At 59.5% G+C, this 25739-nt stretch carries 19 protein-coding genes and 1 tRNA gene; 10 read left to right on the top strand and 10 right to left on the bottom strand.

Going from position 1 to position 25739, the window contains the following annotated elements; translation table 11 throughout:
* Nucleotides 1–475 precede the first annotated feature (475 nt).
* The 7 genes from Mal15_RS16220 to phoU all read left to right on the top strand — a co-directional run bounded on the left by Mal15_RS16220 (nt 476) and on the right by phoU (nt 7600).
* Nucleotides 476–1279: an SDR family NAD(P)-dependent oxidoreductase gene (locus Mal15_RS16220; RefSeq protein ID WP_233903491.1), complete on the top strand. Its 804-nt coding sequence runs from the start codon at nt 476–478 to the stop codon at nt 1277–1279.
* 94 nt (nt 1280–1373) lie between these two features.
* Nucleotides 1374–2378, top strand: a complete 1005-nt coding sequence (locus Mal15_RS16215) for an AAA family ATPase (RefSeq protein WP_147868721.1) — start codon at nt 1374–1376, stop codon at nt 2376–2378.
* 296 nt (nt 2379–2674) lie between these two features.
* Nucleotides 2675–3748, top strand: a complete 1074-nt coding sequence (locus Mal15_RS16210; RefSeq protein ID WP_233903490.1) for a PstS family phosphate ABC transporter substrate-binding protein — start codon at nt 2675–2677, stop codon at nt 3746–3748.
* 133 nt (nt 3749–3881) lie between these two features.
* Complete coding sequence (gene pstC / locus Mal15_RS16205; RefSeq protein ID WP_147868719.1) at nt 3882–4829, top strand: phosphate ABC transporter permease subunit PstC; 948 nt, start codon at nt 3882–3884, stop codon at nt 4827–4829.
* Nucleotides 4826–6055: a PstA family ABC transporter permease gene (locus tag Mal15_RS16200; RefSeq protein ID WP_147868718.1), complete on the top strand. Its 1230-nt coding sequence runs from the start codon at nt 4826–4828 to the stop codon at nt 6053–6055. The genes pstC and Mal15_RS16200 overlap by 4 nt, the downstream gene beginning before the upstream one ends.
* A gap of 13 nt (nt 6056–6068) precedes the next feature.
* On the top strand, nt 6069–6902 hold the full coding sequence (pstB, locus tag Mal15_RS16195) for a phosphate ABC transporter ATP-binding protein PstB (protein WP_147868717.1): 834 nt from the start codon (nt 6069–6071) through the stop codon (nt 6900–6902).
* An 8-nt stretch (nt 6903–6910) separates the two neighbouring features.
* The gene (phoU, locus tag Mal15_RS16190) at nt 6911–7600 is read left to right on the top strand and encodes a phosphate signaling complex protein PhoU (RefSeq protein ID WP_199773877.1); all 690 of its coding nucleotides are present in this window, start codon (nt 6911–6913) and stop codon (nt 7598–7600) included.
* 664 nt (nt 7601–8264) lie between these two features.
* On the opposite strand, the gene Mal15_RS16185 is transcribed toward phoU, so the two are convergent.
* The 7 genes from Mal15_RS16185 to Mal15_RS16155 all read right to left on the bottom strand — a co-directional run bounded on the left by Mal15_RS16185 (nt 8265) and on the right by Mal15_RS16155 (nt 18866).
* Entirely contained in the window at nt 8265–9719 is a 1455-nt protein-coding gene (locus tag Mal15_RS16185; protein WP_147868715.1) for a DUF1501 domain-containing protein, read from the bottom strand.
* A 5-nt stretch (nt 9720–9724) separates the two neighbouring features.
* The gene (locus tag Mal15_RS16180) at nt 9725–12664 is read right to left on the bottom strand and encodes a PSD1 and planctomycete cytochrome C domain-containing protein (protein ID WP_147868714.1); all 2940 of its coding nucleotides are present in this window, start codon (nt 12662–12664) and stop codon (nt 9725–9727) included.
* Between the two features lie 190 nt (nt 12665–12854).
* A complete protein-coding gene (locus Mal15_RS16175) occupies nt 12855–13325 on the bottom strand; it encodes a DUF1579 domain-containing protein (RefSeq protein WP_233903489.1) in 471 nt (156 codons plus the stop codon).
* 4 nt (nt 13326–13329) lie between these two features.
* Nucleotides 13330–14682 (bottom strand): DUF1501 domain-containing protein, encoded by a 1353-nt coding sequence (locus Mal15_RS16170; protein WP_147868713.1) that lies wholly within the window; start codon nt 14680–14682, stop codon nt 13330–13332.
* 26 nt (nt 14683–14708) lie between these two features.
* Nucleotides 14709–16919 (bottom strand): DUF1549 and DUF1553 domain-containing protein, encoded by a 2211-nt coding sequence (locus Mal15_RS16165; RefSeq protein WP_167546853.1) that lies wholly within the window; start codon nt 16917–16919, stop codon nt 14709–14711.
* Between the two features lie 76 nt (nt 16920–16995).
* Nucleotides 16996–17724 carry a hypothetical protein gene (locus Mal15_RS16160; RefSeq protein ID WP_147868711.1) on the bottom strand — a complete coding sequence of 243 codons (729 nt, stop codon included), beginning with the start codon at nt 17722–17724 and terminating at the stop codon, nt 16996–16998.
* Nucleotides 17725–18014: 290 nt separating this feature from the next.
* Entirely contained in the window at nt 18015–18866 is an 852-nt protein-coding gene (locus Mal15_RS16155; RefSeq protein WP_147868710.1) for a helix-turn-helix transcriptional regulator, read from the bottom strand.
* 300 nt (nt 18867–19166) lie between these two features.
* Between Mal15_RS16155 and Mal15_RS16150 the strand changes: the two genes are divergently transcribed.
* A complete protein-coding gene (locus tag Mal15_RS16150; protein WP_147868709.1) occupies nt 19167–20159 on the top strand; it encodes a dihydrodipicolinate synthase family protein in 993 nt (330 codons plus the stop codon).
* Nucleotides 20160–20241: 82 nt separating this feature from the next.
* Nucleotides 20242–21669, top strand: coding sequence for an oxidoreductase (locus Mal15_RS16145; protein WP_147868708.1), 1428 nt, complete (start codon nt 20242–20244; stop codon nt 21667–21669).
* 44 nt (nt 21670–21713) lie between these two features.
* Here the strand turns inward: Mal15_RS16145 and Mal15_RS16140 are convergent, their stop codons facing one another.
* A complete protein-coding gene (locus tag Mal15_RS16140; protein ID WP_147868707.1) occupies nt 21714–22679 on the bottom strand; it encodes an ABC transporter permease subunit in 966 nt (321 codons plus the stop codon).
* On the bottom strand, nt 22676–23749 hold the full coding sequence (locus Mal15_RS16135) for an ABC transporter ATP-binding protein (RefSeq protein WP_315854295.1): 1074 nt from the start codon (nt 23747–23749) through the stop codon (nt 22676–22678). Before Mal15_RS16135 ends, Mal15_RS16140 begins: the two co-directional genes overlap by 4 nt.
* Nucleotides 23750–23940: 191 nt before the next feature.
* Here Mal15_RS16135 and argJ point away from each other — a divergent pair, with 191 nt between their 5' ends.
* A complete protein-coding gene (gene argJ / locus Mal15_RS16130; protein WP_147868706.1) occupies nt 23941–25131 on the top strand; it encodes a bifunctional glutamate N-acetyltransferase/amino-acid acetyltransferase ArgJ in 1191 nt (396 codons plus the stop codon).
* 11 nt (nt 25132–25142) lie between these two features.
* Here argJ and Mal15_RS16125 read toward each other — a convergent pair.
* Nucleotides 25143–25215 (bottom strand) — tRNA-Thr (locus Mal15_RS16125).
* Nucleotides 25216–25739 lie beyond the last annotated feature (524 nt).

Here is a 25739-nt window from a genome sequence, read left to right as displayed (position 1 = left end):
CAAAATTCAACCGGATCATAATCACCCGGATGAACGATGGATGGTTCACGTCCACCGAAAGCTCTCGGTCACTCGAAGGTCGCCGTTGTTCCGATTTTGGTGAGTTTATGGCATCTGTGCAGCCCCAAAAGCGTAGCCGCCGGGGGCTTGCGGCGGCAAGACCCGGGCGTTACCACGGGAAGTTGTCGTCCATTGGGCGGAAAGACAGGGGCCGCAAATGCCACTGATGACTTTTTAGCCTCCCCGAATCCCGTTGGGCCGGCCCCTCTGTAGAGCCGTGCTCGTTTTTTCGCTCCCAGGACCGCGAGCCGATTCGCGGTGGAATCCAACCAACGCCATGCCATCGTGTCCTTTTCGAGCCGTCGTCACGGGTGCTTCATCAGGGATCGGGCGCCAGATCGCCATTGAATTGGCCCGCCGGCATGCCCGGCCGGTTCCCCCGCCCGCTGGAGACCCGCAACCCGCTGGAGACCCTGTGGCGCGATTGGTCATCCATTTCCGCAAGAATGAAAGCGGAGCCCGGGAGACGGCGCAAGCGGTCGAGTCGTTGGGGGCGGTGACGCGACTGGTCCAGGCGGACATCTGCCACAACAAGGACCGGGATCGGCTGGTGGACGAAACTTGGAATTTCATGGGCCCGCCGACCACCTGGGTCAATAATGCCGGTGCCGACGTGTTGACCGGCCAGATTCGACACCAGGGGTTTGCCGAAAAACTGCGGTTGCTGATTGAAACCGACGTGCTGGCGACGATCGCCCTCAGCCGCCGCGTGATCGATCGCTGGCAGCAGGACGTATCACCCGGGCAGGACGCATCGGCCGCGCCAGTCGCATCGGCCGGGCCAGTCGCATCGGCCGGGCCAGTCGCATCGGCCGGGCCAGTCGCATCGGCCGGGCCAGTCGAGCAGTGGTTTCCCGCACCGCCGTCGATGACCTTTATCGGTTGGGACCAGGCACCGCTGGGCATGGAGGGCGATGCGGGCCAGATGTTCGGCCCCGTCAAGGCTGCCGTGATGGCGTACGCCAATAGTCTGGCCCAGCAGGTCGCACCAAACGTTCGGGTCAATTGCGTCGCCCCGGGATGGATCAAAACAGCTTGGGGCGAAACAACGGATTCCTATTGGGACGGTCGCGCACGGCGACAGTCCTTGATGAAACGTTGGGGAACCGCCGAAGACGTGGCCAAAGCGGTCTGCTTTGTGGCCGATCCGGACAACACGTTTTGCAGCGGCCAAACGATTCAGGTCAACGGCGGTTGGGACCGGACACACCCGCGCTGAATTCGCTAGACTGCTCCCACCGGCAATGTCGGCGATCACCGGCGACGCCTGGGCCAAGATTTCTTCACCATCGTTTTTTGCTCTTGAGTGCTCTATGACCAACGTTGACGAATCGATCCAAGCCAAAGCCGACCATTTTCGCCAGCGGTACGAACAGGTTCGCGAAATGATCGGCCGCGTCATTGTTGGTCACGACGAAATCGTTCAAGGGGTGCTGACGGCAATGCTGTGCGGCGGGCACTGTCTGCTGGAAGGGGTTCCCGGGCTGGGCAAAACGATGCTCGTGCGAACCCTCTCGGAAGTGTTGGATCTGGATTTCAATCGCATTCAATTCACTCCCGACCTGATGCCCGCAGATATCTTGGGAACGAATATGATCGTCGAGTCCGAAGACGGTCGGCGGCAATTTCAATTCCAGCGTGGTCCGGTATTCACTCAGATTCTGCTGGCCGATGAAATCAACCGTGCGACGCCGAAAACTCAGTCGGCGATGCTGGAAACGATGCAGGAGGGCACGGTGACCGCCGCCGGTGCGCGGTATGAACTGGAAAAACCGTTCTTCGTCTTGGCGACCCAGAACCCGATCGAACAAGAAGGCACCTACCCGCTGCCGGAAGCCCAGCTGGACCGTTTCTTGTTCAAGTTGGTGGTCGGATACAGCAGTCGTGAAGATCTGAACACGATCGTCGAGCGGACCACGCGCGGCGAGAAGCCTGAAATCGAAAAGGTCATGGACGGTGCCGAGATCCGCCAGATGCAAGCGATGGTGCGGGACGTCGTTCTGACCCCGCCGATCCGCGATTACTTGGTACGCTTGACCCTGGCCACCCACCCCGACGGTCCGCACTCGGTCGATGCGACCAATCAATATGTGCGTTGGGGGGCCAGTCCCCGTGGGGCACAGACCCTGGCCCTGGCGTCCAAGGTCCGAGCACTGCTGGCCGGTCGGTTCAACGTCAGCTTTGAAGACATCCGCCGAGTGTATTTGCCGACGATGCGACATCGCGTCCTGCTCAACTTCGAAGCCCAAGCGGAAGGCGTCGAAACGGATTCCGTGCTGCTGGAGATCCTGGAAAAAGTCCGTGAGGCGTCCGAGTAGGCCGCGTGTGGCCGCCGCGCGACCCCTCCGGAGCGGGCGACGTCGAATCGGATCGCTGCGACGGTTTGTCGGCCGCAACGGGTGTTCATCGAATCTTCACACATCTATCGACCGGTTAACGGTCGTCAATGCTTGCAGTCGCTGCTATCTTTCCGCGCAGCGAGCGAATTTGGGGCCGCTGCTAGCCGATTCCCCCCAACGATCGGCACGTTTATGATTCGAAACACGGATACCCTCCAATTTCTACCGGAGCCTCTCCTGGGATGTTTTTCCAAATCACTTCTCGATCGACGCCTTTGACCGGCAAACGTACGATCGGCTGCATCGCGTTGGCATCGAGCCTGTTGATCGGTTTCAGCGGTTGCGGCAGCAAATCGGACGCGCCGACAACAACCGAATCCGCTGCCGAGTCGGGCAGCACCGCTGCCGTGTCTAACCTGACCGGCACGATCAAGATCAACGGCAGTAGCACCGTCCAACCGATCGCCAATGCGGTCAAAGAAGAATTCGCCAAACTGTACCCGAACGTCAACGTCAGCGTGGATGGTAAGGGAACAGGAAACGGATTCAAAATGTTCCAAGACAAAGAGACGGACATCTCCGACGCGTCGCGCCCGATCAAACCGGGTGAGTTCGAAGCGTGTAAAGCTAATGGTGTCGAGTTCATCGAAATCCCGGTCGCCTACGACGGGCTGACCATCGTGGTTCACCCCAAGAACGATTGGGTGAAATCGATGACGATCGAACAATTGCAAAAGATTTTTGTCGCCGGCGACGCGGCCAAGCAGTGGAGCGACGTGGACGCGAGCTGGCCGGCCGAAAAGATCGAAATTTTTTCACCGGGGACCGGCAGCGGGACCTACGACTACTTCCGTGAAGTCGTGATCGGAAAGTCCGATTCATCGCTGCGAAACGACATGAACCTGAACGAAGACGACAACGTTCTGGTCAACGGTGTTGCCGGAAACCCTTACGCGATCGGTTTCTTCGGAGTGGCCTACTACGAGGAGAGCAAGGACAAATTGAAGGCGGTCGAAATCGTCAATCCGAAAGACGACAAGGCCTACTTGCCGACGCCGGAAAACATCGCCAGCGGAACCTATGCACCGTTCAGCCGACCGTTGTTCATCTATGTCAGCACGGCCTCGCTGCCGCGTGCAGAGATCGCGACGTTTGTTTCTTACTTCCTGGAAAACGCCCCGAGTCTGTGTGAACGCGTCGGTTACGTTCGGCTTCCCGACGAGATCATGCAACGTGCGGCGAAGAACTTGGACGAAGAAAACACCGGTACCCACTACATCGACGGCGAAGGCAATTCGCGCAGCGGTGCGGTCGCGGACATTTATCAGCCGGAAAACTTGACCAAGTAACGCAACGAGTGAACGGCCGCGTCGTCGGATCGGCGGCGCGGCGTCCCGAATTGACAACAGCGAAACGATACCGTGGTATTAGCGCAGTCCGACGTCGGCCGCCCCCCCGCTTCCGCAGGCAGAGGGTGACCTGATGTCGCTTCCCAAGGCTCTTCAAAACCGGGAATTTCGGTCCACCCATGCCGGTGCGTTCTCGGAACGGTTGATCGTGATCTCGCTGGCGTTGTGTGCGCTGGCGACGGTGCTGATTACGGTCGGCATCATCTACATGTTGATCACCGAAAGCACCGGTTTCTTCCGGAGCGAGGCGGTCACGATGTCGGGATTCTTGACCGACACGGAGTGGACGGCGCTGCAAAGCAAGGAACTGGAGCAGGCGAAATTCGGCATTCTGCCGCTGCTAAGCGGGACGTTCCGCGTCACGTTGATCGCGATGTTGATCGCCCTGCCGCTGGGATTGGTGACCGCGATCTACTTGAGCGAATTCGCGTCGGCGAGGATCCGATCATGGCTGAAACCCACGCTGGAAATCATTGCGGGCGTTCCCACGGTGGTGCTCGGGTATTTCGCGATTTTAGTGATCAGCCCGTCGCTGCAAATGATCAGTGATGGTGCGTTTTCGACCTTCAACGCAACCAGCGCCGGAATCGCGGTCGGCATCCTCTGTCTGCCGATGGTTTGCAGCTTGTCCGAAGACGCGATGCGAGCGGTGCCTCGCAGTTTACGCGAAGGAGCTTATGGGCTCGGGTGCACGCCGTTTGAAACCTCCGTTAAGGTGGTCGTCCCGGCGGCGCTCAGCGGGATCATTTCGGCATTCTTGTTGGCCTTTAGTCGGGCGGTCGGGGAAACCATGGTGGTGGCCTTGGCGGCGGGCACCTTGCCCACGATGACGCTCGATCCGACCCAACAGGCGCAAACGATGACCGGTTTCATCGTTGAAATGATCAAGAGTGAAAGCGAGTACGGCACGGTCCAGTACTACAGCCTTTACGCGGTCGCGGTGACCCTGTTTTTGATCACCTTCCTGATGACACTTTGCGGCCAGATTATTCGCCGGCGGTTTCAGGAGTCCTACCAATGAGCACCCTACCTGGCGCGATCGTCAACCAAGATGAACAGTACCTGGCCGACAACGCCCGTCGACGAAAGCAATTCAGCATTTGGTTCTATTTCCTGTGTGTCGCGATCGCCTTGATCAGCGTGGTCATCCTGGTCGTGTTGATGATTTCGATTTGGAGCCAGGGCCAGTCTCGATTGACGACCGATCTGCTGACGCGTTCCCACAGCGAATTGGAAATCGAACGCAGCGGCATGTGGCCGGCGATCATGGGGTCGTTGTTCGTGTGCGGAACCTGCGCCCTGGTCGCGCTGCCGCTGGGCGTCGGCACGGCCGTATTTCTGGAGGAATTCAAACCGACCCACAAGGTGTTGCGTTGGATCCATGGATTCGTGCAGCTGAACATCGCCAACTTGGCCGGTGTCCCATCGATCGTTTATGGGCTGTTGGGGCTGACCGTCTTTGTGTACATGTTCAACGTGTTCGGCCAGATTCGTGTCAACGAGTCCGCCGGCTTGGAGATCATGGGATACAAGCACTTTTATCAAGTGCTGACGTTGGAACCGGGGCACGTCGTGTTTGCCCCCCAGACCGATCCGACGGTCCGCCAGACCACGTTTGATGAACCGTTTCAGGCCGTCGATCCCGATGGCAATCCGATCGAGATTTCGATCTGGACGCCGGGGACGCCCAAGCCGACCGATCCGGAGATCCGTCGCCGGACGGTCCGTTCAGGGGCGATCGGCGGAACCATCACCGAACGCAATTGGTATTACTTTCGGCTGCCCTTCGACAAGAGCTTCCTGTCCGGCGGGCTGACGCTCGCGCTGGTGATTTTGCCGATTATCATCATTGCGGCCCAGGAATCGCTCCGCGGAGTCCCGTCGTCGTTGCGCGAGGCATCGATGGGGCTGGGGGCAACGACGTGGCAGACCGTCCGCGACGTCAGTTTGCCGGCGGCGCTGCCGGGGATCATGACCGGTTCGATTTTGGCGATGGGACGCGCCATCGGCGAAGCGGCACCGATTCTGGTGGTGATGGGGGCGGCGGTCGCCAAGAGCAGTGGCCCCCAACACCTGATGGACGACGCGGTGACCATGCCCGTGCTGATTTTCAACTGGGCCGGACGCCAACAAGATGAGTTTAAGGAACTTTCCGCCGCGGCCATCATCGTCCTGCTGGTGGTCTTGCTTCTATTAAACTCCACCGCCATCTATATTCGTCAAAAAGTCCAGAAAGCTCAATCTTGAACCCCGCGAAGTCATGTCAAGCGTAACGCCAGCGATCGCATCGGCGGAGAATTCCGAAGCCCTTCCCGATCAGACGCTGATTCATATTGAAAAGCTGAACGCTTGGTACGGTGATTTCCAGGCGATCCACGATCTATCGCTGGAAATTCCCAAACACAAGGTCACGGCCTTTATCGGTCCCAGCGGTTGCGGCAAGAGCACGCTGCTCAAGTGGATCAACCGGATGAACGACGTCGTCCCCGGTGCCCGGGCCAAAGGGCGGCTGACGATCGACGACGATCACGACGGGAAACGAACGGAAATCGATGTCCTGGATCCAAATCTGGACGTTGTGGGATTGCGGCGAAAAGTCGGGATCGTTTTTCAAAAGCCGAACCCCTTCCCCAAAAGCATTTATGACAACGTCGCGTTCGGCCCGCGGCTGCACATGAAAACGACCAAGGCCGAGCTGGACGAATTGGTCGAATGGTCGTTGCAAAAAGCCGCGGTCTGGGACGAGGTCAAAGACCGGTTGCATGGGCCCGCACTGGGCCTCTCCGGCGGGCAACAACAGCGATTGTGCATCGCACGGGCCATCGCCGTCGGCCCCGAAGTGTTGTTGATGGACGAACCCTGCAGCGCCCTCGACCCATCCAGTACACTGGCCATCGAAGATCTGATCTTCGAATTGCGATCCCAGTACACGATCGTGATCGTGACACACAACATGCAACAGGCGTCGCGCTGCAGTGACAAGACGGCGTTCTTCTTTGAAGGTAAACTGATCGAAGCCGGCGACACCGAACTGGTGTTTACCAAGCCGAAGAATAAACAGACCGACGACTACGTCCGTGGCAAGTTTGGATAATAACCTTGATGTCAAAACACCTCCAGCGAGAACTTGAAGGTCTTCGCGAACAGCTCGTTGACCAGTGCACCGTCGTGGAGCAAATGATCCAGTTGGCGGTTCGCGCACTCGTCGAGGGACGCATGGATTTCGCGCAACGCGTCATCCAAAGCGATGACGGCGTCGACCTTAATGATGTCAAGATCGAAGAGGAGTGTCTGAAACTGTTGGCCTTGCACCAGCCGGTTGCCGCCGACATGCGCTGGCTGATCACGGTCGTCAAAGTCAACGGCGAATTGGAACGGATGGCGGACACCGCCTGCAATATCGCCGAACGCGCCAAAGCCATTTCGGAATTCTCCTCCTTCACCGTCCCCGAACAGATGAACGAAATGGTGGACGTCACCATTCGGATGGTGCGGCGTGCATTGGATGCGTTCGTCACACACAACGCCAAGATGGCGGTGGAAGTCATCAAGATGGATGAAGCCGTTGATCAACAGAACCGCGAAATCATCCAGCACCTTCAGGAGTTAATGAAGGCGGATGTTTCCCTGCTGGAACCGGGCCTTCACTGCTTCAGTGCCTCTCGGCTGTTGGAACGCATCGGTGATCTGGCGGAGAACCTTGCCGAGGAAACCATCTACCTGGTCGAAGGCGAAATCGTTCGTCACAAACATGGCGTCATCGGCGAGAACGCCGGAGATTCCAACGGGTAGTCGGCACGCGTCGCCGGTCCGCCATCGCCTGTCTGTCTCGTTCCAAGACGCTGCCTGGCAACGCACTGCATGTGTGGCTCCCGCCACACGCACCACGCCAGCCCCAGGCGGAGCCTGGGCTGCGCAAAATCAGTCGATTCGTTCTCGTCTTCGGCCATAGGAGTTTGGCGTTTTCGATTCCGCGAAACCCGCTTGGGATCAGCCGTTTGGCGCCAGCCTACGGGCCTCCATAGACGCTGGGCCTCCCATAGACGCTGGGGCCCGAACGCTTGCGCGAATCGGCTGATGTCACGCGTGTTTCGTCGCCCGATGGCTGCCGTGAGTCGACCATCCATCGCGGAGTGATTTCGCTTGAATTCTGAACCACCGCAAAATCAGTCGATTCGTTCTCGTCTTCGGCCATAGGAGTTTGGCGTTTTCGATTCCGCGAAACCCGCTTGGGATCAGCCGTTTGGCGCCAGCCTACGGGCCTCCATCGACGCTGGGCCTGCCATAGACGCTGGGCCTCCCATAGACGCTGGGCCTTCATAGACGCTGGGGCCCGAACGCTTGCGCGATTCGGCGGATGTCACGCGTGCTTGGTCGCCCGCTGGCTACCGTGAGTCGACCATCCGTCGCGGAATGATTTTCAGCAAGGGGAGCTCAACGGGGCCAATAGGTACATCTAGGCCAAGATCTCTTCGACCACTCGCGCCGGTTTGACACCGGTCAGCTTTTGGTCCAGCCCTTGGAACGGGAACACCATCTTGCGGTGGTCGATGCCCAACAGATGTTGCAACGTCGCATGGAAGTCGCGCAAATGCACCGGTGATTCGGCGATCTGGTAACCCAGTTCGTCGGTCTCGCCGTAGGTCAGCCCCGGCTGAATCCCGCCGCCGGCCATCCACAGGGTAAAGGCGTTGGGATTGTGATCGCGGCCGTGGAATCGAGTTTTCTGGCCGCCGCGGTTTTCCGCCATCGAAGTCCGACCAAATTCGCCGCTCCAGATCACCAAGGTGTCCTCCAACATGCCGCGGCGTTCCAGATCCTTCAGCAGCGCCGTCATTGGACGATCGACTTGCTCACATTTTCGGCTCAAGCCTTTCCCCAGCGATTCACCTTCGTTGGTTCCGTGCGAGTCCCAGCCCCAGTCAAACAATTGAATGAATCGCACGCCGCGCTCGGCCAGACGACGGGCCAGCAAACAATTGTTGGCGAATGATTCTTTGCCCGGTTCGGTGCCGTATTCCTCGTGGGTCTGCTTGGTTTCTTGGCTGATGTCCATCGCGTCGGGCACGGCGGTCTGCATTCGGAACGCCAGCTCGTATTGCTTCATCCGCGTCAACGTTTCCGGGTCGCCGAACGTTTCGTAATTCAGCTGGTTCAATCGATCCAGCGTGTCGAGCGCCATCCGCCGCTGGTCGCGTGAGACTCCCTGGGGGTTGGAGACGTTCAAGACGGGATCGCCTTTGGAACGGCATTGCACGCCTTGATAGACCGAGGGCAGGAACCCGCTGCTCCACAGGGCTTTTCCGACCCGTGGTTGGCGGCCGCCGGAAAGCAGGACGATAAAGCCCGGCAAGTCTTCGTTGTCCGATCCCAATCCCCAGGTCACCCAGGAACCGATTGATGGGTATCCGACGCGGGACTGGCCGCAATGGACCATCAGCTGTGCCGGTCCGTGATTGAACTGGTCGGTCTGCATCGATTTGACGAAGCAAACCTTGTCGACGACTTTGGAAAAATGGGGCAGGCGGTCGGACACCCAAGCTCCACAGTCGCCGTGTTGCTGAAACGGGTAACGGGGGCCGAGCATCTTGGGCGTGCCCTGGATGAACGCGAATTGGCTGCCCTCGAGATACTCGGCCGGACAGTCCTTGCCGTCGACCTTTTCCAACGCCGGTTTGTGATCAAATAATTCCAGTTGGCTGGGCGCGCCGATCATGTGCAGAAAGATCACGCGTTTGGCCTTGGCCGCGATCGGGGGCCCGCCAATGGACGTTGCTCCGACGTTTCCGCCGCCGGCTTGGCTGGCCAGCCAAGCGGCGCCCAATCCGGTCGCGGACTGTTTCAGAAAATGCCGTCGTGTTTCAAAGTCCAGCGTCCGCCGGGCGGCTTCGCTGACAAGTCGTTGTTCCATACCACTCATTTCGTTAGCACCTCATCCAAATTCAGTAGGACGCTCGCGACCGTCGTCATGGCGGCGTGAGCATCGCCCTTTGCCTCGGCGGAATCTTCTCCGGTGGGCTGCTCTGCGGCAGGCTTTTCCCCGGCATCCAGCTTCAGCACCGAGTGATACAGTTCAGTAATCGCGTCCAATTCCGCTTTCTCGGGCAGGCGACAGGTCGCCAAGCGGAACCCGTATCGCAATTGTTTCTCGAGCGCATCGTCGGCCGCGATCATGCGACCGGCAAAGGCCTCGGCCGCCTCGACGAACGTGGCATCGTTCAGCGTCATCAACGCCTGGGTCGGCGTGTTGGACGGCAGACGTCGAACCGAACAGAACTCCCGCGAGGGCGCGTCGAACGAAGCCATCATCGGATACGGAATCGTCCGTTTGGTGTAGGTGTAAACGGTTCGCCGATATCGGTCCGGATCGTCCTTGCCCACGGTCGCCCATTTGTCGCCGCCCTGGAAGGGATTCCAGACGCCTTCGGGAATCGGCGGATGCACCGGGGGGCCGAATCGTTTGTCGCTCAACAGCCCGGCGATGAACAACGCCTGATCGCGTATCGTCTCGGCAGGCAATCGGATCCGCGGCCCACGACTGAGCCATTGACCCGATGGATCGATTTGTTGTCGCTGGGAATCGGTCTGACCGCGTTGCCGATAGGTCGCGCTGAGCACCAGTTCGCGCAGCAGCGTTTTCACGCTCCAGCCCATCTCGGTGCGGAAACGCACCGCCAAATCATCGAGCAACTCGGGGTGCGTCGGCGGGGCTCCCGCGATGCCGAAATCTTCTTGCGTTTCGACGATCCCGGTCCCGAACAACTGTGCCCAAAATCGGTTGACGGCGACGCGAGCGGTGAGCGGGTTCTCGGGGCTGACCAACCACCGGGCCATGTCCAGCCGTGTGAGGGTGGCTTTCGATTCTGACGATGACGATTCGGCCGATGACGATGCCAGAAACTGTGGGATCGCCGGGGCGACCGGATCCGTTTTCGTCATCTGGTTGCCCCGGTCAAAGACGCGTGACGGGCGAGCAAACTCCGAAAACCGCTCCAGAAAGATCGGCGTGTTGATCGAACGGATCTTGGACCGCTGGTTGCGTAACGCAGCGATCTTATCGCGTGCCGCCACCCGAGCCGGGGCGGTCAACCACTCGGTGAATCCTGCCGAATCACTAACCGCGATTCGACCGCGGTGGGCGATCAACGGAAACGCGCCTAGTTCAACATCATTAAATACGATCTCCATTTTCAGACGGTCGCCCGCCTTGACCGAAACGGGCGGATCGGCCAAGAACGCGCCGCTGCGGGGGTGATGGATTCGCGAATAGGGACCGAAGCCCTGGGTCGATTTGGCATTCAGACTTTCGTCGGGGTCCAGCAACGGATGGGGTTCGTCGGAGATCACCTTTTGAAACTGAATCTCCGTTTCCGTTCCATCGGCCGACACCAGTTTGGCGGTCAGGTGCGACACGATGAATCCCCACTCCGAATCTACCAACGCTTGCTGCTGGTCTTCGGGGAACCCGGTGAACCGCAGTGCCGTGATTTGATCGATCGATTGGTCGATGCCGGCGTTGATGTGAACCCGGGTTTTGGTTTGGACCGTTCCGGTGGTTTGGTATTCTTCGATGCCGTCGACCGTCTTTGCCACCACACGGGTGTTGTTGTTGGTCGACAACTGCAGGTCGGAAATCGGTTTCCAGTTCTGGTCGTCGCGGACCAACGCTCGAGCGAGTTGCCATTCGGCCTGCCAAAGCGCATCGGCCTGTTGGTCCAACTGAAACGCGTGGTCGTATTGACCGGGATCGGCGGGAACCGCCAGCGTGGGCAAGTCGTTGCCGAGATCGCTGTCGGCGGTGTTATTGAAGAACGCCAGGAACTCGTAGTATTCCTTGTGTTCGATCGGATCGTAGGGGTGGGAGTGGCATTGCACGCACCCGAACGAGAGGCCTTGCCAGGCTTGCCAGGTGGTGTTGACGCGGTCCATCACCGCTTCGGTGCGGAAGGTTTCGTCGTCGGTTCCGCCTTCTTCGTTGGTCTGCGTGGTGCGGTGACACGCCGTGGCCAGCAGGTCATCGAGTGTTCGGTCCGGCAGCAGGTCGCCGGCCAATTGGCGCACCGTGAACGCGTCGTAGGGCATGTCGTCATTGAATGCCCGGATCACCCAATCACGAAATTGCCAAATCGTCCGGCGGCCATCGATCCCCAAGCCGCGCGAATCGGCATAGCGAATGACGTCCAGCCAAACGCTGGCCCAGCGTTCGCCGAATGCGGGCGATGCCAGCAGGTCCTCGGTCGCGGCTCGGTAGGCGTCTTCGCCGTCGCGGCTGACTCGCAGCAAGAAGGCGTCGACTTGGTCGGGGGTCGGCGGCAAACCGATCAGATCCAAGGATGCTCTTCGTAGCCATTTTTCCGGCGCCGCTTCGACCTGCGGCGACAAACCGTGCTGCTTCATTTTGTCCAGGACGAAGCGATCGGTTCGCGTCCGCGACCAGTCATCGGAGTCGATCTCGGGCACCTCGCCGAGTTCGGGGACGAGAAAGGCCCAGTGTTTTCCCCACTCGCCGCCGCCGTCGATCCAGCGTTTCAGTACATCGATCTCGGCCTCGTTGAGTGCCCGTCCGTGCTCGATCGGCGGCATGTGCTCGTCGTCATCGACGGGAAGCAACACCCGCTCGAGCAAATAGGAATCCTCCCAGCTTCCCGGGTCGATCAGATCCAGCACGCTGTCGCTGTAGACGAAACTCAGCCCCCCGGCTTGCTTGACGCCCCCGTGGCAGGCCACACAGTGCTGGTTGAAAATCGGTCGCACATCGCGGTTGAAATCGACCGGCGGGACCGAGCCATCGCCGGCGCGGGCCTGGAGCCCAAATCCCAGCGAACAGCACAGAATGATGGATAGAAAACGAATCACGTCGCTCCGTTCATGTGAGTGTGCGAAAACCCCTACAAGAGCCGTCAAGTTTAACCGATCCCGCCAAAAAATCCCTCCCCGTTCTTTCCAAATCGCCCGCGGATTCGGGTGGTCGACCAGATGCACTCAAACGCCCCGAACCGCCCCCCTCGGCCACTGGATGCAAAAGCTTTTTCCACCTAACCGCGGCCTATCCCCGACGATAAACGGTTTCGACGGCCTTGGCTTCATTGCCATCGGGGGTGACGTTGTACGCGACGATCGTCAATTCGTCCGAGCTAACCTTCTGGAAACGGGTTCTCCACCCCCATGGTGGCGTGCCCTTGGCAACATCATAGTGTCCCAGCACTTCAAACCCGTCGTCGGTCGCATCACCTTGTGAGAACATGATCGCGTCTCCCATGTGGAAGCTGTCGATCCAAGCGACTTGAAATGCCTGGGTGATTGCGTTGCGGGAGATCAATTCTTCCCCGCGGCGCGGCTTTCCCTGCATTGCTCCTTGGTAGGTGTGTCGCAGAAATGCCCCACCGAGAATGAGCCGAAACTCACAGGCCACCTTGGATTCGTCTGCCAGTTCATCGGGCTCAAACCAAGTCCGACAGGTGCCACTCCAGTTTCCGGCGAGCAACCGAAACAACTCCGCTTTTTGAATTTCGCTCATTGATTCATCCGATCAATTCGCCGATGACGCTTCCGTCGCGGTTGACCTGAACGGGACGCCCGTCGGAGGTGTTCAGTTCGGTAGCGCCGTCGATTCCGATCATGCGGTAGATCGTGCGGACCAGATCCGCAGGGCTGATCGGTCGCTCGGCCGGACGTTCGCCGTGGGCATCACTGCGGCCGATCACTTGCCCGCCGATCGTGCCCCCGCCGGCCAAGGCGACGCTAAATGCTCCGGGCCAGTGATCGCGTCCGCCACGCGGATTTAATTTCGGGGTTCGCCCGAATTCCCCCATCAAGATCACCAGGGTGGAATCGAGCAACCCGCGATCGGACAAGTCACTCAGCAATGCGGAATAGGCTTGATCGAGTTTCGGGATTTTTCCCGCCGTGCCACCGGTGAAGCCTTCCTTCAGCCGCAAGTAGATGTCTTCGTGGGTGTCCCATCCGCGGTCGGTCACGGTCACGAATTTCGCTCCCGCTTCGACCAAGCGTCTGGCCATCAGGCAGCCCTGGCCGACCAAGTGCCGACCATATCGGTTTCGATCTGCCTGGGATTCTTGTTGCAGGTCGAACGCCGTTCGTGCGGCGGATGATTGAACCAACCGGAACGCCTGGTCGAACGCCGAATCGGTTGATCCAGAGTTCGCCAAGTGTTCTTCGCTCTGACGCGCGAGTTCGTCGACCGCACTTCGAAACTGACGCCGACGAATCAATCTGGAACCGGTCATGCCGTCACGCAATTGCAGATCCTTGACCCGAAAATCGGGACGCGAGGGATCGCCCTGGACGATGAACGGCATGGTCGAATCGGGCAGGTAGCCACTGCCGATCATCGCGTTGGGTTTCGCGATCGCGATGTTGGTCGGAATCGCGGTGCCGTCGGGCAGCAGGTACTTCTGGACCGATGGCATGCCGGGATAGGTCAGCGCCCGAGTCGGTTTGTATCCGGTCAGCAAATAGTGGCTGGCGAAATTGTGTTCCCCCAAGGGCGATGTCACCGATCGCACCAACGCGACCTTGTCCATCAACTGTGCCGTCCGCGGCAATTGTTCGCAGATTTCGATGCCGCTGACGTTGGTCGCGATCGGTGAAAACGGCCCGCGGATCTCCGTCGGGGCGTTGGGCTTGAGATCAAACAGGTCCAGATGGCTGGGCCCGCCATCGAGCCAGATCAGAATGCACGATTGGGCCGTGGCGGTTCGCTCGGTTTGCCTGGCTGGTTGTGTTTCGGCGACGGCTTGCCGAGCCATCAACCAATCACTGACACCGATCCCCAGCGCTGACAAACCGCCGACGTGCAGCAGCTGGCGACGGTCAAAATCAAATGGTCCCCGGCGGTTTGAAAGTTTCTTCATCGGATGAAGCTCGCGACTATGACTCGTTAGTGGTTGGTCCGGAACGTCTCGCTGGTCAATAAGCCCCAGAAGACATCGGCGAAAAACGCTCGCCGCGATTCGGCATCTCGCCAGCGGCTGCCGGCTTCCGTTGTGCTGGCGGCTTCGGTCGCCGATTCCACTTGGCGTGACCAGAACACCCTTTCTGACTCGGTCGGCGGCCGGGACAAGGTGTGTTTGTAAAGCGTTTCAATCAGTTTGAAGTCGTCAGTTTCGCTCTGCAACCATCTGGTCAAGTTTCCCTGACTGGCATCCAGTCGCCGGTTGAGTAGATCGCCGTTAAGGAAATGAAGGACTTGGGACAATGACCCCGATCCCAGCGGTGGGCTTTCACAAGCCGCTTCTCGATCGCATCGACCCAGGACGTCCAGGGTTTCCGACATGATTCGATTGTCGGTCAAACGAATCGCATCACGAGACTCCTCCGTTCCGTATTGAATGTCCACGCCGGTCACGTCCCCGATCAGATCGGCCACCACCTCCGCCTCCAGCCCGCGGCTGATGAAATGCGAATAATAGACCGAATCTGCGACGTTTTCGGGAGTCGTTTGGGACGTTCTCCCGTAGGCCTGGCTGTTGCAGATCAGGCGAATGACCGCACGGAATCGGAATCGGTTTTCGGCGAACTGTCGTGCCAACGCATCCAGCAATTCGGGATGGCTGGCGGGATTGGTCGCACGAATGTCATCGACCGGATCGATCAAGCCGCGTCCCATCAATTGGGCCCAAATGCGATTGACCGCCGCACGGGCAAAGTATTCGTTGGACGGATCGGTCACCCAGCGGGCGAACGCGACTCGGCCGTCCTCACCGGAGACAAGGTCGCGGGTGCCGGGAATGCGGGCTGTCGCGGGCTGTCCGGTCAGCGGGTGAGTGACTTCGCCCCGCTGGGACGTCTGGACGAATCGACCGCGATCCAGTTTTGCAAAGATGGCGGCCAAACCGTGATAGTCGTCTTGGGTCCACCGATCCAGCGGATGATCATGGCAATTGGCACAGCGCAGCCGCACGCCCATCATCACACGCGTTGCCAGTTCCGCCAAAGCGTCGGGCCCGTTGCCGCTGCGCAGAAAGTTAACGCTGCCATCAACATAGCCGTCGCCGCTGGCGGTCAACATCGCCAGGGCGGATTCGTTCCATGGCCGGTCCTGGCCGAACGACTCGACCAACCACTCGTGATAGGCCTTGCTGCCTTCGCGTTGCAGTGACTTGCTGTCGATCCCCAGCAGATTGGCCCACTTGAGCGCCCAGTAGGCCGCGAACTGATCCGTTTCCAACAGTCGATCGATCAGGCGACCGCGTTTGTCTTTCGATCGATCGGCAACGAACGCATCGAGTTGGGCGACCGGGGGAAGGTGGCCGGTGAGATCCAACCAAACGCGTCGCGCGAATTCATGATCGTCGGCTTGGGGCGAAGCGGGAAGACGCAACTGTTGCAGCTTCTGATCAATGAATCGATCGACCAGAGTCCCTTCATTTCCGTCGGCCGATTCCGTCACCGAATCAATCTCGTTGCTGCCCAACGGAACCCCCAGGCCGATCGCGTGGACCCGGTTCAGGTAGCGGGCAATCACCAGGTGCTCGCCACGTCGATGGACCGTCAATCGATTCGATGCGCGGTCGATGGACACCGATTCGGGATCGTCACACGACAGCGATGTCATCGAGGTCACGTCTTGCTGTGATCCGTCGTCGAACCGCGCGATCACCACGACGGTGACCGAATCGCCTACGTCTTGGAGCAAGGCATTGGATGGAGTCACATGCAGCTCCGTCAGACGTCGAAGCTGCAGACGTTTGCCGCCTTGGGCGACCCACTGCTTGAGCATTGCATAGGCAGGTGACGAATCGTCGAACCGCTCCCCGCCACCGTGTTCGATCGATTCGGTCGCCTTGCGCAGCAACACGCTTTGCGAGGGAGTGTGCAAATTGACCCGACGGCCCTCCAATTCTTGCGCGATCGCGATGTGATCATCGGCCGGCCGCGATCCGAACAGCGACAGGCTGAACCCGCCGCGCCCGATCGCAGCCCCATGGCAGGCCCCGGCGTTGCAACCAAACCGCGTCAGCACAGGAACGATTTGCGTGTCGAAATCGATCGCCGGTTGAGAACCGACGGTGGCTCCCGCGTCATCAGCGGCACGTCCAAATCTCGCCTGGCCGGCAATCATGATCAACAGCATGGATAGACAGCACATGCGGCTCATCTTCAACAACCTTTCGCCTCGACATGATCAAACGCTGACAACGCACTCAACATTTCGAACTTCAAACTTACTCCCGCGCCCGCATTCGCCGTCGCATCTTTCCGTCCCTCCCCGGGTAGGCGGCCTTTTGCAGTTCTTCCGCGGTCGGCGGTGCCTTGCCGAGTGCTTTGGCGAACTCGCCGGCAATCTTTACGCCGTCGGTCAGCGACGGTTGAATGAGCGCGAAATTGGCGACGACTTTGTTGTCTTTGGCGACCAGGACGGTCAGTTCGACGTTGCGATTCAGGCCGTAGGCCCCCGGTCCTTCGCCGCCATCGACCGAGATCCCGACCGGGACCTGTAAGTTCAATGATGGGCGTGCCCGAGTCAGGTAGGCTTCGGCTTCGGCTTGATCGTCATGCAGCCAAACGATGGCGGCTTCATGCGGCGGCTCGTCGAGCGTCTTGGCATAGTTTGTCAGTCCGCGAGCCAGGCCAAGGCCGGGGCGGGTGAGTTTATGCACAAAAACCAATAGGATCGGTTTCCCGTCGGCCTGGGCGACCGGGTCGAACTCTTTGCCGGAAGCGTCGTCGTAAACGCCGCGAAGTTTCAGCGGTGGCAGCAATTCGCCCGCCTGCGGTCCAGAAAACACCGGGTCGTCAGCATGACTGGGGGACGCGTGCAAGGTCGCAAGGAAACCGAAGGACGAAAGGCCCAGCGCGATCAATGCAAACGTCTTTCCGAGACCGGTTCGCCGATCAAGTGGTTTCGCGGCAAGGACCGACGCGTCGGGGATCACGTTCACAATCACAGGCATAATGTCCTCTCAACCAAATTGGGGGAAACTCATCGCCCAGTTATACCCCAACGCCGGCGATCGTGCGGTTTTTCGCCTCTGAAATCGAGATCGGTTGTCTGCAGACGTCCCCCCCAAGCCTCGTTCCCAGGCTCCGCCTGGGAACGCGCTGCAGCGGTGGCTCCTGCCACACACGGCGAATTCCCAGAGGCGGAGCCTCTATTGGTTCCCGTTCCCAGGCGGAGCCCGGGAACAAGGGGGGGCGAGGTGCGAAATCGCGCGACTTCGCGCCCCAGCGGCCATCGGAGCCACTATTCCGCTGAAATCGATTGCCGATAGCTCTTGGGCGAGACTCCCACTTGCGACTTGAATTGGCGATAAAACGTCGACAAGTCGTTGAAGCCGCACTCGAAGGCAACGGACGTAATCGACAGATTGGTCTGTGCCAGTTGGTGTTTGGCGTGGTTAATGGCAAGTCGGCGGACATGCGTCAGCCAAGTCGATCCGGTGACCTCTTGAAACAGCTTGGTGAAAACGCGGCGGGTCAGTCCCAGCGAGGCCGCGGCGGCGTCGATCGTGGACGCTTCGTAGAACTCGGTGGCCAGTCGTGCGACGTAATCTTCCATGATCTCACGGTCGTTGTGACGCCGACCACGTGAATGGTCCGACCGGGCCGACACCTGCTCCAATTGCAACACCCATTCGATAATTCGAAGGGCGGCGGCGACCATCGCAATCGGCCGCGTCGGATCGGTGCTGGCTTGTTGGTGTCGCATCCGCCGAAGTTGAGTTGCCACACGGTTGGAAAAGTAAGGGTTGGCGGCAACCAGACCGGAACGCAGTCGGCCGATCAGCTGATCGTCAAAGTCGAACAACCGTGGATCGACGCAACCGATATACAAACTGCTCGCCGCGTCTGGGGCGTCGGTGATCCGGTTGGCCACCCGTGGCGGGACGATCAACAGGTCTCCCGAATTGAAATGGTGGACACGGTCCTGAAACTCCAGCACCCCGCGGCCGCGGAGGACGTAAACCAGCTTCAAAAACGAATGCTCGCGCCAATCCATCGTGAATTGCGGCGAATGGTGACTTTCCAAAACCAGCACACCCCAGTCGGGAAGGTGCTCCTGAAGTGCTCGGTCGGTCAATCTTGTTTTGGTCATCGCCGCCTGCTCGTCGATCGTCCCGCGTCTCCCTCACCGGTCCTCGAACGGGCTGTTGATTTACCAGCCCGCAGCGCTAACAAGGGGTGGGGCAGATCCACTCGCCAGTGCTTCGGGCCTCGTGTTGTCCTATTCTTTCATCGAAAACGATTAAATCAACAGGACGCGGAACCGCCTGTCACTCGGGATGCCCGATTTGCCAAGGCCGGCGTAACCGATTTTCGAAGACAGCGGCATTGAAATCCTCTATCCTCTGTCGATCTGAGTTCAAATTTGCCCGAAACGCAACTGGCCATCCCGATGAATGAAGTGGAATCGATTGATCCGATCAAGATGCTCAAACCCGGTCGAAAGATCACCGGGGTTTCCGCGATCCTGCTGCCGTTGCTGGCCGACCACTCGGTCGATTGGCAGGCGTTCGACGCCCATGTCACGCGGACCTACGACGCCGGGCTGGCGCCCGCGATCAACATGGACACGGGCTACGGAAACCTGATCGACGATCCGACTCGGGTGCAGGCGCTCCAACGCACCCAAGCGATCGCCGGGGGGCGAGATTATGTGGCCGGAGCCTTTGTTGCCGATCGCCCCGGTGACACGTTCCAGGCGGACGCGTACCGAATCGGCATCGACCAAATCCAGTCGCACGGCGGCACACCGATCTTTTTCCAGTCCTACGGGCTGACCCAAGGAAGCGACGAACAGATCGTGTCGCACTACCAAACGCTCTCGTCGGCGTGCGATTCATTTTATGCGTTTGAATTGGCAACCGTGTTCGCCCCGTTCGGAGCCATCTACTCGCTCGGTGTCTATGAACAACTGATGCGGATTCCGAACTGCTTGGGGGCCAAACACTCTTCGCTCGATCGGGTGTTGGAATGGCAGCGTTTGCAGCTGCGTGACAAGACCCGCCCGGAGTTCAAAGTCATGACGGGCAACGATCTGGCGATCGACATGGTGATGTACGGCAGCGACTATCTGCTCGGGCTGAGCACCTTCGCGCCGGATGCCTTTGCCGCCCGCGACGCGATGTGGGAAAACGGTGACGAAGGCTTCTACCAGTTGAACGACTTGTTGCAGTACCTGGGCGCGTTCGCGTTTCGGCCCCCCGTGCCGGCCTACAAGCACGACGCGGCGATGTTCTTGAAATTGCGTGAACAGATCCAGACCGACCACACCTATCCCGGTTCACCGACCCGGCCGGATAGCGATCGGGAAGTCCTCGGTCACATCGCCCGCGACTTGGAAACGTTGCTCGACCGCGCCGCACAGCCACTGCAAACGACGGCGTGAATGGATCGTCGTCCACACGTGTCGCTCGATCTCCTGTTCACGCTTGCGTCTCTCCCGACATCATCACCGCCACCGTTCTGCCATGCCTACTTTTCCACGCGTCGCCAGCCTCAAAACGTTTGACGAATTCCAATCCCGACTCCGAGAGCTCGGATTGCAACTTCCCGCCGACGAAGACGTCACGACGGGAACGGCTTCACCGTTGTCGCGAGCGGCGAAGGTCGGTGAATTGACGATCGGCAATCGGTTCTGCATCTTGCCGATGGAAGGCTGGGATGGCACGACCGACGGTAAACCGACGGATTTGACCCGGCGCCGTTGGAGACATTTTGGAATCAGTGGCGCAAAGCTGATGTGGGGCGGCGAAGCCGTCGCGGTGCGGCACGACGGCCGCGCCAACCCCAATCAATTGTGCTTGACCGAAAACAACCTTTCCGAAATCGGTGAACTGCGCGACCTATTGATCCAATCGCACGCCGATCGCTTCGGCAACACCGACGATCTGGTGGTCGGATTGCAATTGACCCACTCGGGACGCTTCGCCCGACCGAACCAAAAGACGAAGGCCGAACCGCGCGCCGCACAACGCAATCCGGCGCTCGATCCTCGGCTGGACATCAACGACGATTCGGGCGTCATCAGCGACGACGAATTAAAAACGCTGATCGATGACTTTGTGGTCGCCGCCCGTCGATCGGCCAAGCTGGGCTTTCAGTTCGTCGATATCAAACATTGCCACGGTTACCTGGGGCATGAACTGCTGAGCGGAGTCGATCGGCCGGGGGAATTCGGCGGCAGCTTTGAAAATCGAACACGTTTCTTGCGCGAGATCGTCGCGGGGATTCGCGCCGAAGCACCCGAGTTGGAACTCGGGGTCCGCTTGAGTATTTTTGATTTTCTGCCCTATCGCAAATCGGACTCCGGAGTCGGTGAACCGGATCCGGCCGGAGATCCACGACTCGTGTTCGGTTCCAATTCACGCGGCGATGCGGTGGTGTTGGACGAACCGATTCAGTTTCTTTCATTGATGCAGTCGCTGGGCATGAAGCTGATTTGCACGACGGCCGGCAGTCCCTACTACACCCCGCACTTGCAGCGACCGGCGTTCTTCCCACCCAGTGACGGGTATGACCCGCCCGAAGACCCGCTGATCGGCGTCGATCGGCAAATCGAAGCGACGGCGGAATTGAAGAAACGCTTTCCGGAAATGTTTGTCGTCGGATCCGGTTACACCTACCTGCAAGACTGGCTTCCCAACGTCGCCCAAGCGGTGGTTCAAGACGGACTGGCCGATTCCATCGGGCTCGGACGCATGGTGCTCTCCTACCCTGACCTGCCCGCCGATGTGTTGGAAGGAAACCAGTTGGCGCGAAAAAAAGTCTGCCGCACCTTCAGCGACTGCACCACCGCGCCGCGGAAAGGCATCATCAGCGGCTGCTACCCCTTGGATCCGTTCTACAAAAATCTGCCGGAGCGGAAAGAATTGCTAGAACTCAAAAAGCAGGGGTGATCATGTAAGTTTCAAGTTGCCTAAAAGAGCAGCGGGCCTGAAACCTACAGCGGCGCCGGCAGATCCCGTTTTCCAAACTGCCGGGCCGCAAGCCCGTAGCCGATCGCTCCCAAGACAATCAGCGTCATCGGGTAAACCAACGGTGGGAACATCGAATCGGGCATCGCGGTCGACCAGCCCCAGGGGGCGGACAAGCCGTCTTCGGCGACCAGAGCGGCCAGCTTTTGCGGCCGATAGCAGTTGAAGAACGACAGCCCTTGCAACCAATCCAGCGATTCGGCCGCCTTACCCAAGCCGAACATCACCAACTGCACGACATAAATCGCCATCACCAATCCGATCGTCCGCCAGCGATAGCGATCGATGCTGCTGAAGAAAGTGGAAAGCCCCAGCAAGAAGAATCCGAACGCGAACAGGTTGAACGTCGGAGCGGCGAACGCGCGTGAATCGACTCGCTCGGAAAGAGGAAACGATTCGACTTGCGGTTCGCTGATTTGGATCGGGATCGTCCAACCGAACAGCGGCACTTCAACACTGGGCGGTGGAAGCGTTTCGTCGACGGTCGTCACCGACACACCCACATAGATCCCCAACCACACCAGAGCGCACAACAACGCCAGACCGCCGACGGCCACGGTCGCATGAGACCACAACAGTTGGGCGCGGCTGATCGGTTGGGCCAACAGCATTTCCATTGTCCCGCGGCCGATTTCTCCGCTGACCACATCGCTGCCCCGTGACAAGCACCAGATCACCGTGCACAAAATGATGATCGGTTCGTCATACGTCAGCCCCACACGGCCTTGGTACGTGAACAGCGAATCGAAACTGATCGGCGAAAGCTTTTCGAACTCGCGGAATTGTTCCAAGATGGTCTGAAACTGTCCCATGTCCAGCAAACTGACCACCCAGACACGGACCCAGGCGAACGCGAACAAGGCCACACCGAGGGAGACAAACAACAGCGACGCCTGGCTGATGTAGCTGCGTAGTAAAATTCGATGAATCATACCGACACCCCGCTGCTGATGTGATCGGCGATTTCGTCGTCGGGTGACAACTCGTGGTCGCGTGGGTCTTCCAGCGTGTCGTGATGCACCGAGTCGTAGATCGCCCTCAGCCCCAACGGTTCGATTCGCATTCGGTGCAATCCCAGCGAAGTGATCCAGGGCAGCATCGGGGCCAAGTCGCCGGCCGTGTCGATGCGGACGGAAGCCGCGCCGCCGCTGGTCACCGAATCGACTTGGGTGATCTTGATTCGTTTCCGGAAGGCTGCCGGGATGCTGGCCGCGACGGCAGGCTGGTCAAAGGATTCTCCGGCCGGTAAATCCGCCCACACACGATGTCGCTGAAACAGTTCCGCCATCTGCAACTCCAACGCCATTCGTCCTCGGCGCAGAAATGCGACACGGTTGCAGGTGTCTTCGATCTCGCTCAACACGTGCGAGGAAAACATCACGGTGCGGCCTTCGCGATGGGCCTGGGCGACCAGTTCCAACACCGTGCCGCGGACCGTCGGATCCAAATTCGCCGTCGGTTCGTCCAGGATCAACAACTCGGTCGCCGGAGCCAGGACGACGGCCAAGGCCAGTTTCTGCCGCATTCCGGTCGACATCATTCCGACATGTCGACGCGTGTCCAGTTCCAGTGCATCGGCGATCTTACGGCTGCGTGCCAGATCGCCGCGGGGGTGGATGTCGGCAAAGAATCTCAGCACCCCGTCTCCCCGCAGATGCCGTGGCAGCCGTGCGTCGCCCGGCAGGTAAGACACGTTTTGACGCACGCGGACGGGATCAATTCGAGGGTCCGCGCCGCAGACGCTCGCTTTGCCGCCGCTGATCTGCAAGTATCCCAGCAACGACCGGATCAGGGTTGTTTTGCCGGCTCCGTTGGGCCCCAGCAATCCAAAGATGTCGCCCGCGTTGACATGCAGATCGCAGTCGGCCAGGGCCTGGAATCCGCCGTAGTTCTTTGACAGTTTTTCGCACACCACCACCGGGGCGACGGTGGCGGATGTCTCCGGTGCGTCGTTCGGACGCAGTTGCGATTCCGGCCCGACTGGGACGCTTGTTTCGGTCACTGGAGTGGGGTGTTTCAAGACGTTCTCGACATCCGAATGGTGGATCTTGTGTCGGTCTATTGTGACGGTCGGTCAAACCGTAGAATCAGGCGGCGGTGTTTGTCGATCATTGTCGAAGGTCTTGGCGACTTTTGCTACCGCACGTGCTCCGCTCCTTCTGCCCGCCCCCTTCCTTTTCCGCAAACTGCTCTATGACTTCATCTGACCTTCCCGCTGGTTTCCGATTTGCCGGCGTCGCCTGCGGGATCAAGCCGAGCGGGAAACCAGACCTGTCGCTGATCGTCGGGGACCATCGCTTGGTCGCTTCAGGGGTTTATACCCAAAACCAAGTGGTTGCCGCGCCGGTCGAGATCTGTCGCAGTCTGACGCCCTCGCATCGAATTCGTGCCGTCGTCACCAACAGTGGAAACGCGAATGCATGCACCGGCCGACAAGGTCACCTGGACGCCGCGGAAATGTGTCGCCACGTCGCCGACGCGATTGGTGCGACCGAAGCCGAAGTGCTGGTGATGAGCACCGGGATCATCGGAAAGAAAATGCCGATGGATCGGGTCAATGCTGGGATCGATCAAACGGTCGCAAAACTTGGGCGAAGCATCGATGATTTCCACGCCGCAGCCGATGCGATTTTAACCACGGACGTCGGACGAAAGGCGGATTTTCGCGAAGTCACCGTCGGCGGGCAATCCATCCGGATCGCGGCGATGGCCAAGGGGGCCGGCATGATCTCGCCAAATCTGGCCACCATGCTGGCCGTCGTCATGACCGACGCCCAACTCGACCCCCAGCAATCCCAACGCATCCTCCGCGAGGTGGCAGCGAAAAGTTTTAACTGCGTCAGCGTTGATGGTCACACCAGCACCAACGACACGCTGCTGTTGCTCTCCAGCGGTGCCAGCAATGTCCGCATCGATGATTCCAACGAAAAAGAATTCGTCCGCGCGTTGACCGACGTGTCGTGTCGTTTGGCACGGGAATTGGTCGCCGACGGCGAGGGCGCGACCCATGTCATGAAAATCCGTGTGGTCGGCGCCGAAGACGACGAGAGTGCCGCGACGATCGCGCGGACGATCGGCGCCAGCCCGCTGGTCAAAACGGCGATCTCTGGCGGCGACCCCAACTGGGGACGGATCGTTTCCGCCGCCGGTTATGCCAATGCAAAGATCAACCCCCAGCAAACGTCGCTCAAGCTTGCCGGTACCGAGATTTACCACAACGGCGTGCCGACCGATTTTGATGCCGCCGAAGTCAGCAAGGCGATCAAGGCGAAAAAAGACGTCGACTTGGACCTGTTCGTCGGAAACGGCCCCGGCACCGCCGTTCACTGGGCCAGCGACCTGACGGTCGAATACGTTCGCTTCAACAGCGAGTACACGACCTGAGAAAGAAGAAGAGCCGACGAGGAGATTCGAACCCCTGACCTATTCATTACGAATGAATTGCTCTACCAGCTGAGCTACGTCGGCATGCGTGATCGGGACGCTTGTGGAGATCACTCGCCGTGACTTGCGTCCGAGTGTGAAAGTTACCTCACCAAGGCTCGACACACCAGGGCACATCTCACCCGCGGCGGTCGGAATAATCTCGTCCCGATCCAGCGGCCCAACTACGTTCTTCGGCCACGGCAGAGCCGATCTGCAATCAAAGTTGCGCCGATTGGTATCGATCGAAAGAGAGCGGCGTCGATTCTGCGAACGCCGCGACGGGACCCAACGAATTCGACCTCGAACGCCGACAACCATCTGGAAGTGGATTGCCCGCGGATAGCAGCGCGAACCCACGGATCCCAGGCCGTATCACATCCGTGGGTTCGCGCTGCTATCGGTGGGCACTTTCGAGTCCCTTGATTCCCAGCCCAGCCCCCCTCTTTGTGAGTAACCGGGACCAGCCCTTTGGAGTCGTGCCGCTTCCAACGTTCTCCCGATTTTTCCTAGAAAATTTCGGGACAAAGGTCAAAAAACGCCCCAGTAGCGGGCTTTTTAGCGAGCGA

The sequence above is a fragment of the Stieleria maiorica genome, from assembly GCF_008035925.1.
GTDB lineage: Bacteria > Planctomycetota > Planctomycetia > Pirellulales > Pirellulaceae > Stieleria > Stieleria maiorica.
This window is presented reverse-complemented; position numbering and strand designations above follow the sequence as displayed.

Bases quoted from the DNA above. Each gene is read 5' to 3' on its own strand.
- Mal15_RS16215 (WP_147868721.1), top strand. From the start codon at position 1,374: ATGACCAACGTTGACGAATCGATCCAAGCCAAAGCCGACCATTTTCGC.
- pstC (WP_147868719.1), top strand. From the start codon at position 3,882: ATGTCGCTTCCCAAGGCTCTTCAAAACCGGGAATTTCGGTCCACCCAT.
- Mal15_RS16200 (WP_147868718.1), top strand. From the start codon at position 4,826: ATGAGCACCCTACCTGGCGCGATCGTCAACCAAGATGAACAGTACCTG.
- pstB (WP_147868717.1), top strand. From the start codon at position 6,069: ATGTCAAGCGTAACGCCAGCGATCGCATCGGCGGAGAATTCCGAAGCC.
- phoU (WP_199773877.1), top strand. From the start codon at position 6,911: ATGTCAAAACACCTCCAGCGAGAACTTGAAGGTCTTCGCGAACAGCTC.
- Mal15_RS16185 (WP_147868715.1), bottom strand. From the start codon at position 9,719: ATGGAACAACGACTTGTCAGCGAAGCCGCCCGGCGGACGCTGGACTTT.
- Mal15_RS16175 (WP_233903489.1), bottom strand. From the start codon at position 13,325: ATGAGCGAAATTCAAAAAGCGGAGTTGTTTCGGTTGCTCGCCGGAAAC.
- Mal15_RS16170 (WP_147868713.1), bottom strand. From the start codon at position 14,682: ATGAAGAAACTTTCAAACCGCCGGGGACCATTTGATTTTGACCGTCGC.
- Mal15_RS16165 (WP_167546853.1), bottom strand. From the start codon at position 16,919: ATGTGCTGTCTATCCATGCTGTTGATCATGATTGCCGGCCAGGCGAGA.
- Mal15_RS16160 (WP_147868711.1), bottom strand. From the start codon at position 17,724: ATGCCTGTGATTGTGAACGTGATCCCCGACGCGTCGGTCCTTGCCGCG.
- Mal15_RS16155 (WP_147868710.1), bottom strand. From the start codon at position 18,866: ATGACCAAAACAAGATTGACCGACCGAGCACTTCAGGAGCACCTTCCC.
- Mal15_RS16150 (WP_147868709.1), top strand. From the start codon at position 19,167: ATGAATGAAGTGGAATCGATTGATCCGATCAAGATGCTCAAACCCGGT.
- Mal15_RS16145 (WP_147868708.1), top strand. From the start codon at position 20,242: ATGCCTACTTTTCCACGCGTCGCCAGCCTCAAAACGTTTGACGAATTC.
- Mal15_RS16140 (WP_147868707.1), bottom strand. From the start codon at position 22,679: ATGATTCATCGAATTTTACTACGCAGCTACATCAGCCAGGCGTCGCTG.
- argJ (WP_147868706.1), top strand. From the start codon at position 23,941: ATGACTTCATCTGACCTTCCCGCTGGTTTCCGATTTGCCGGCGTCGCC.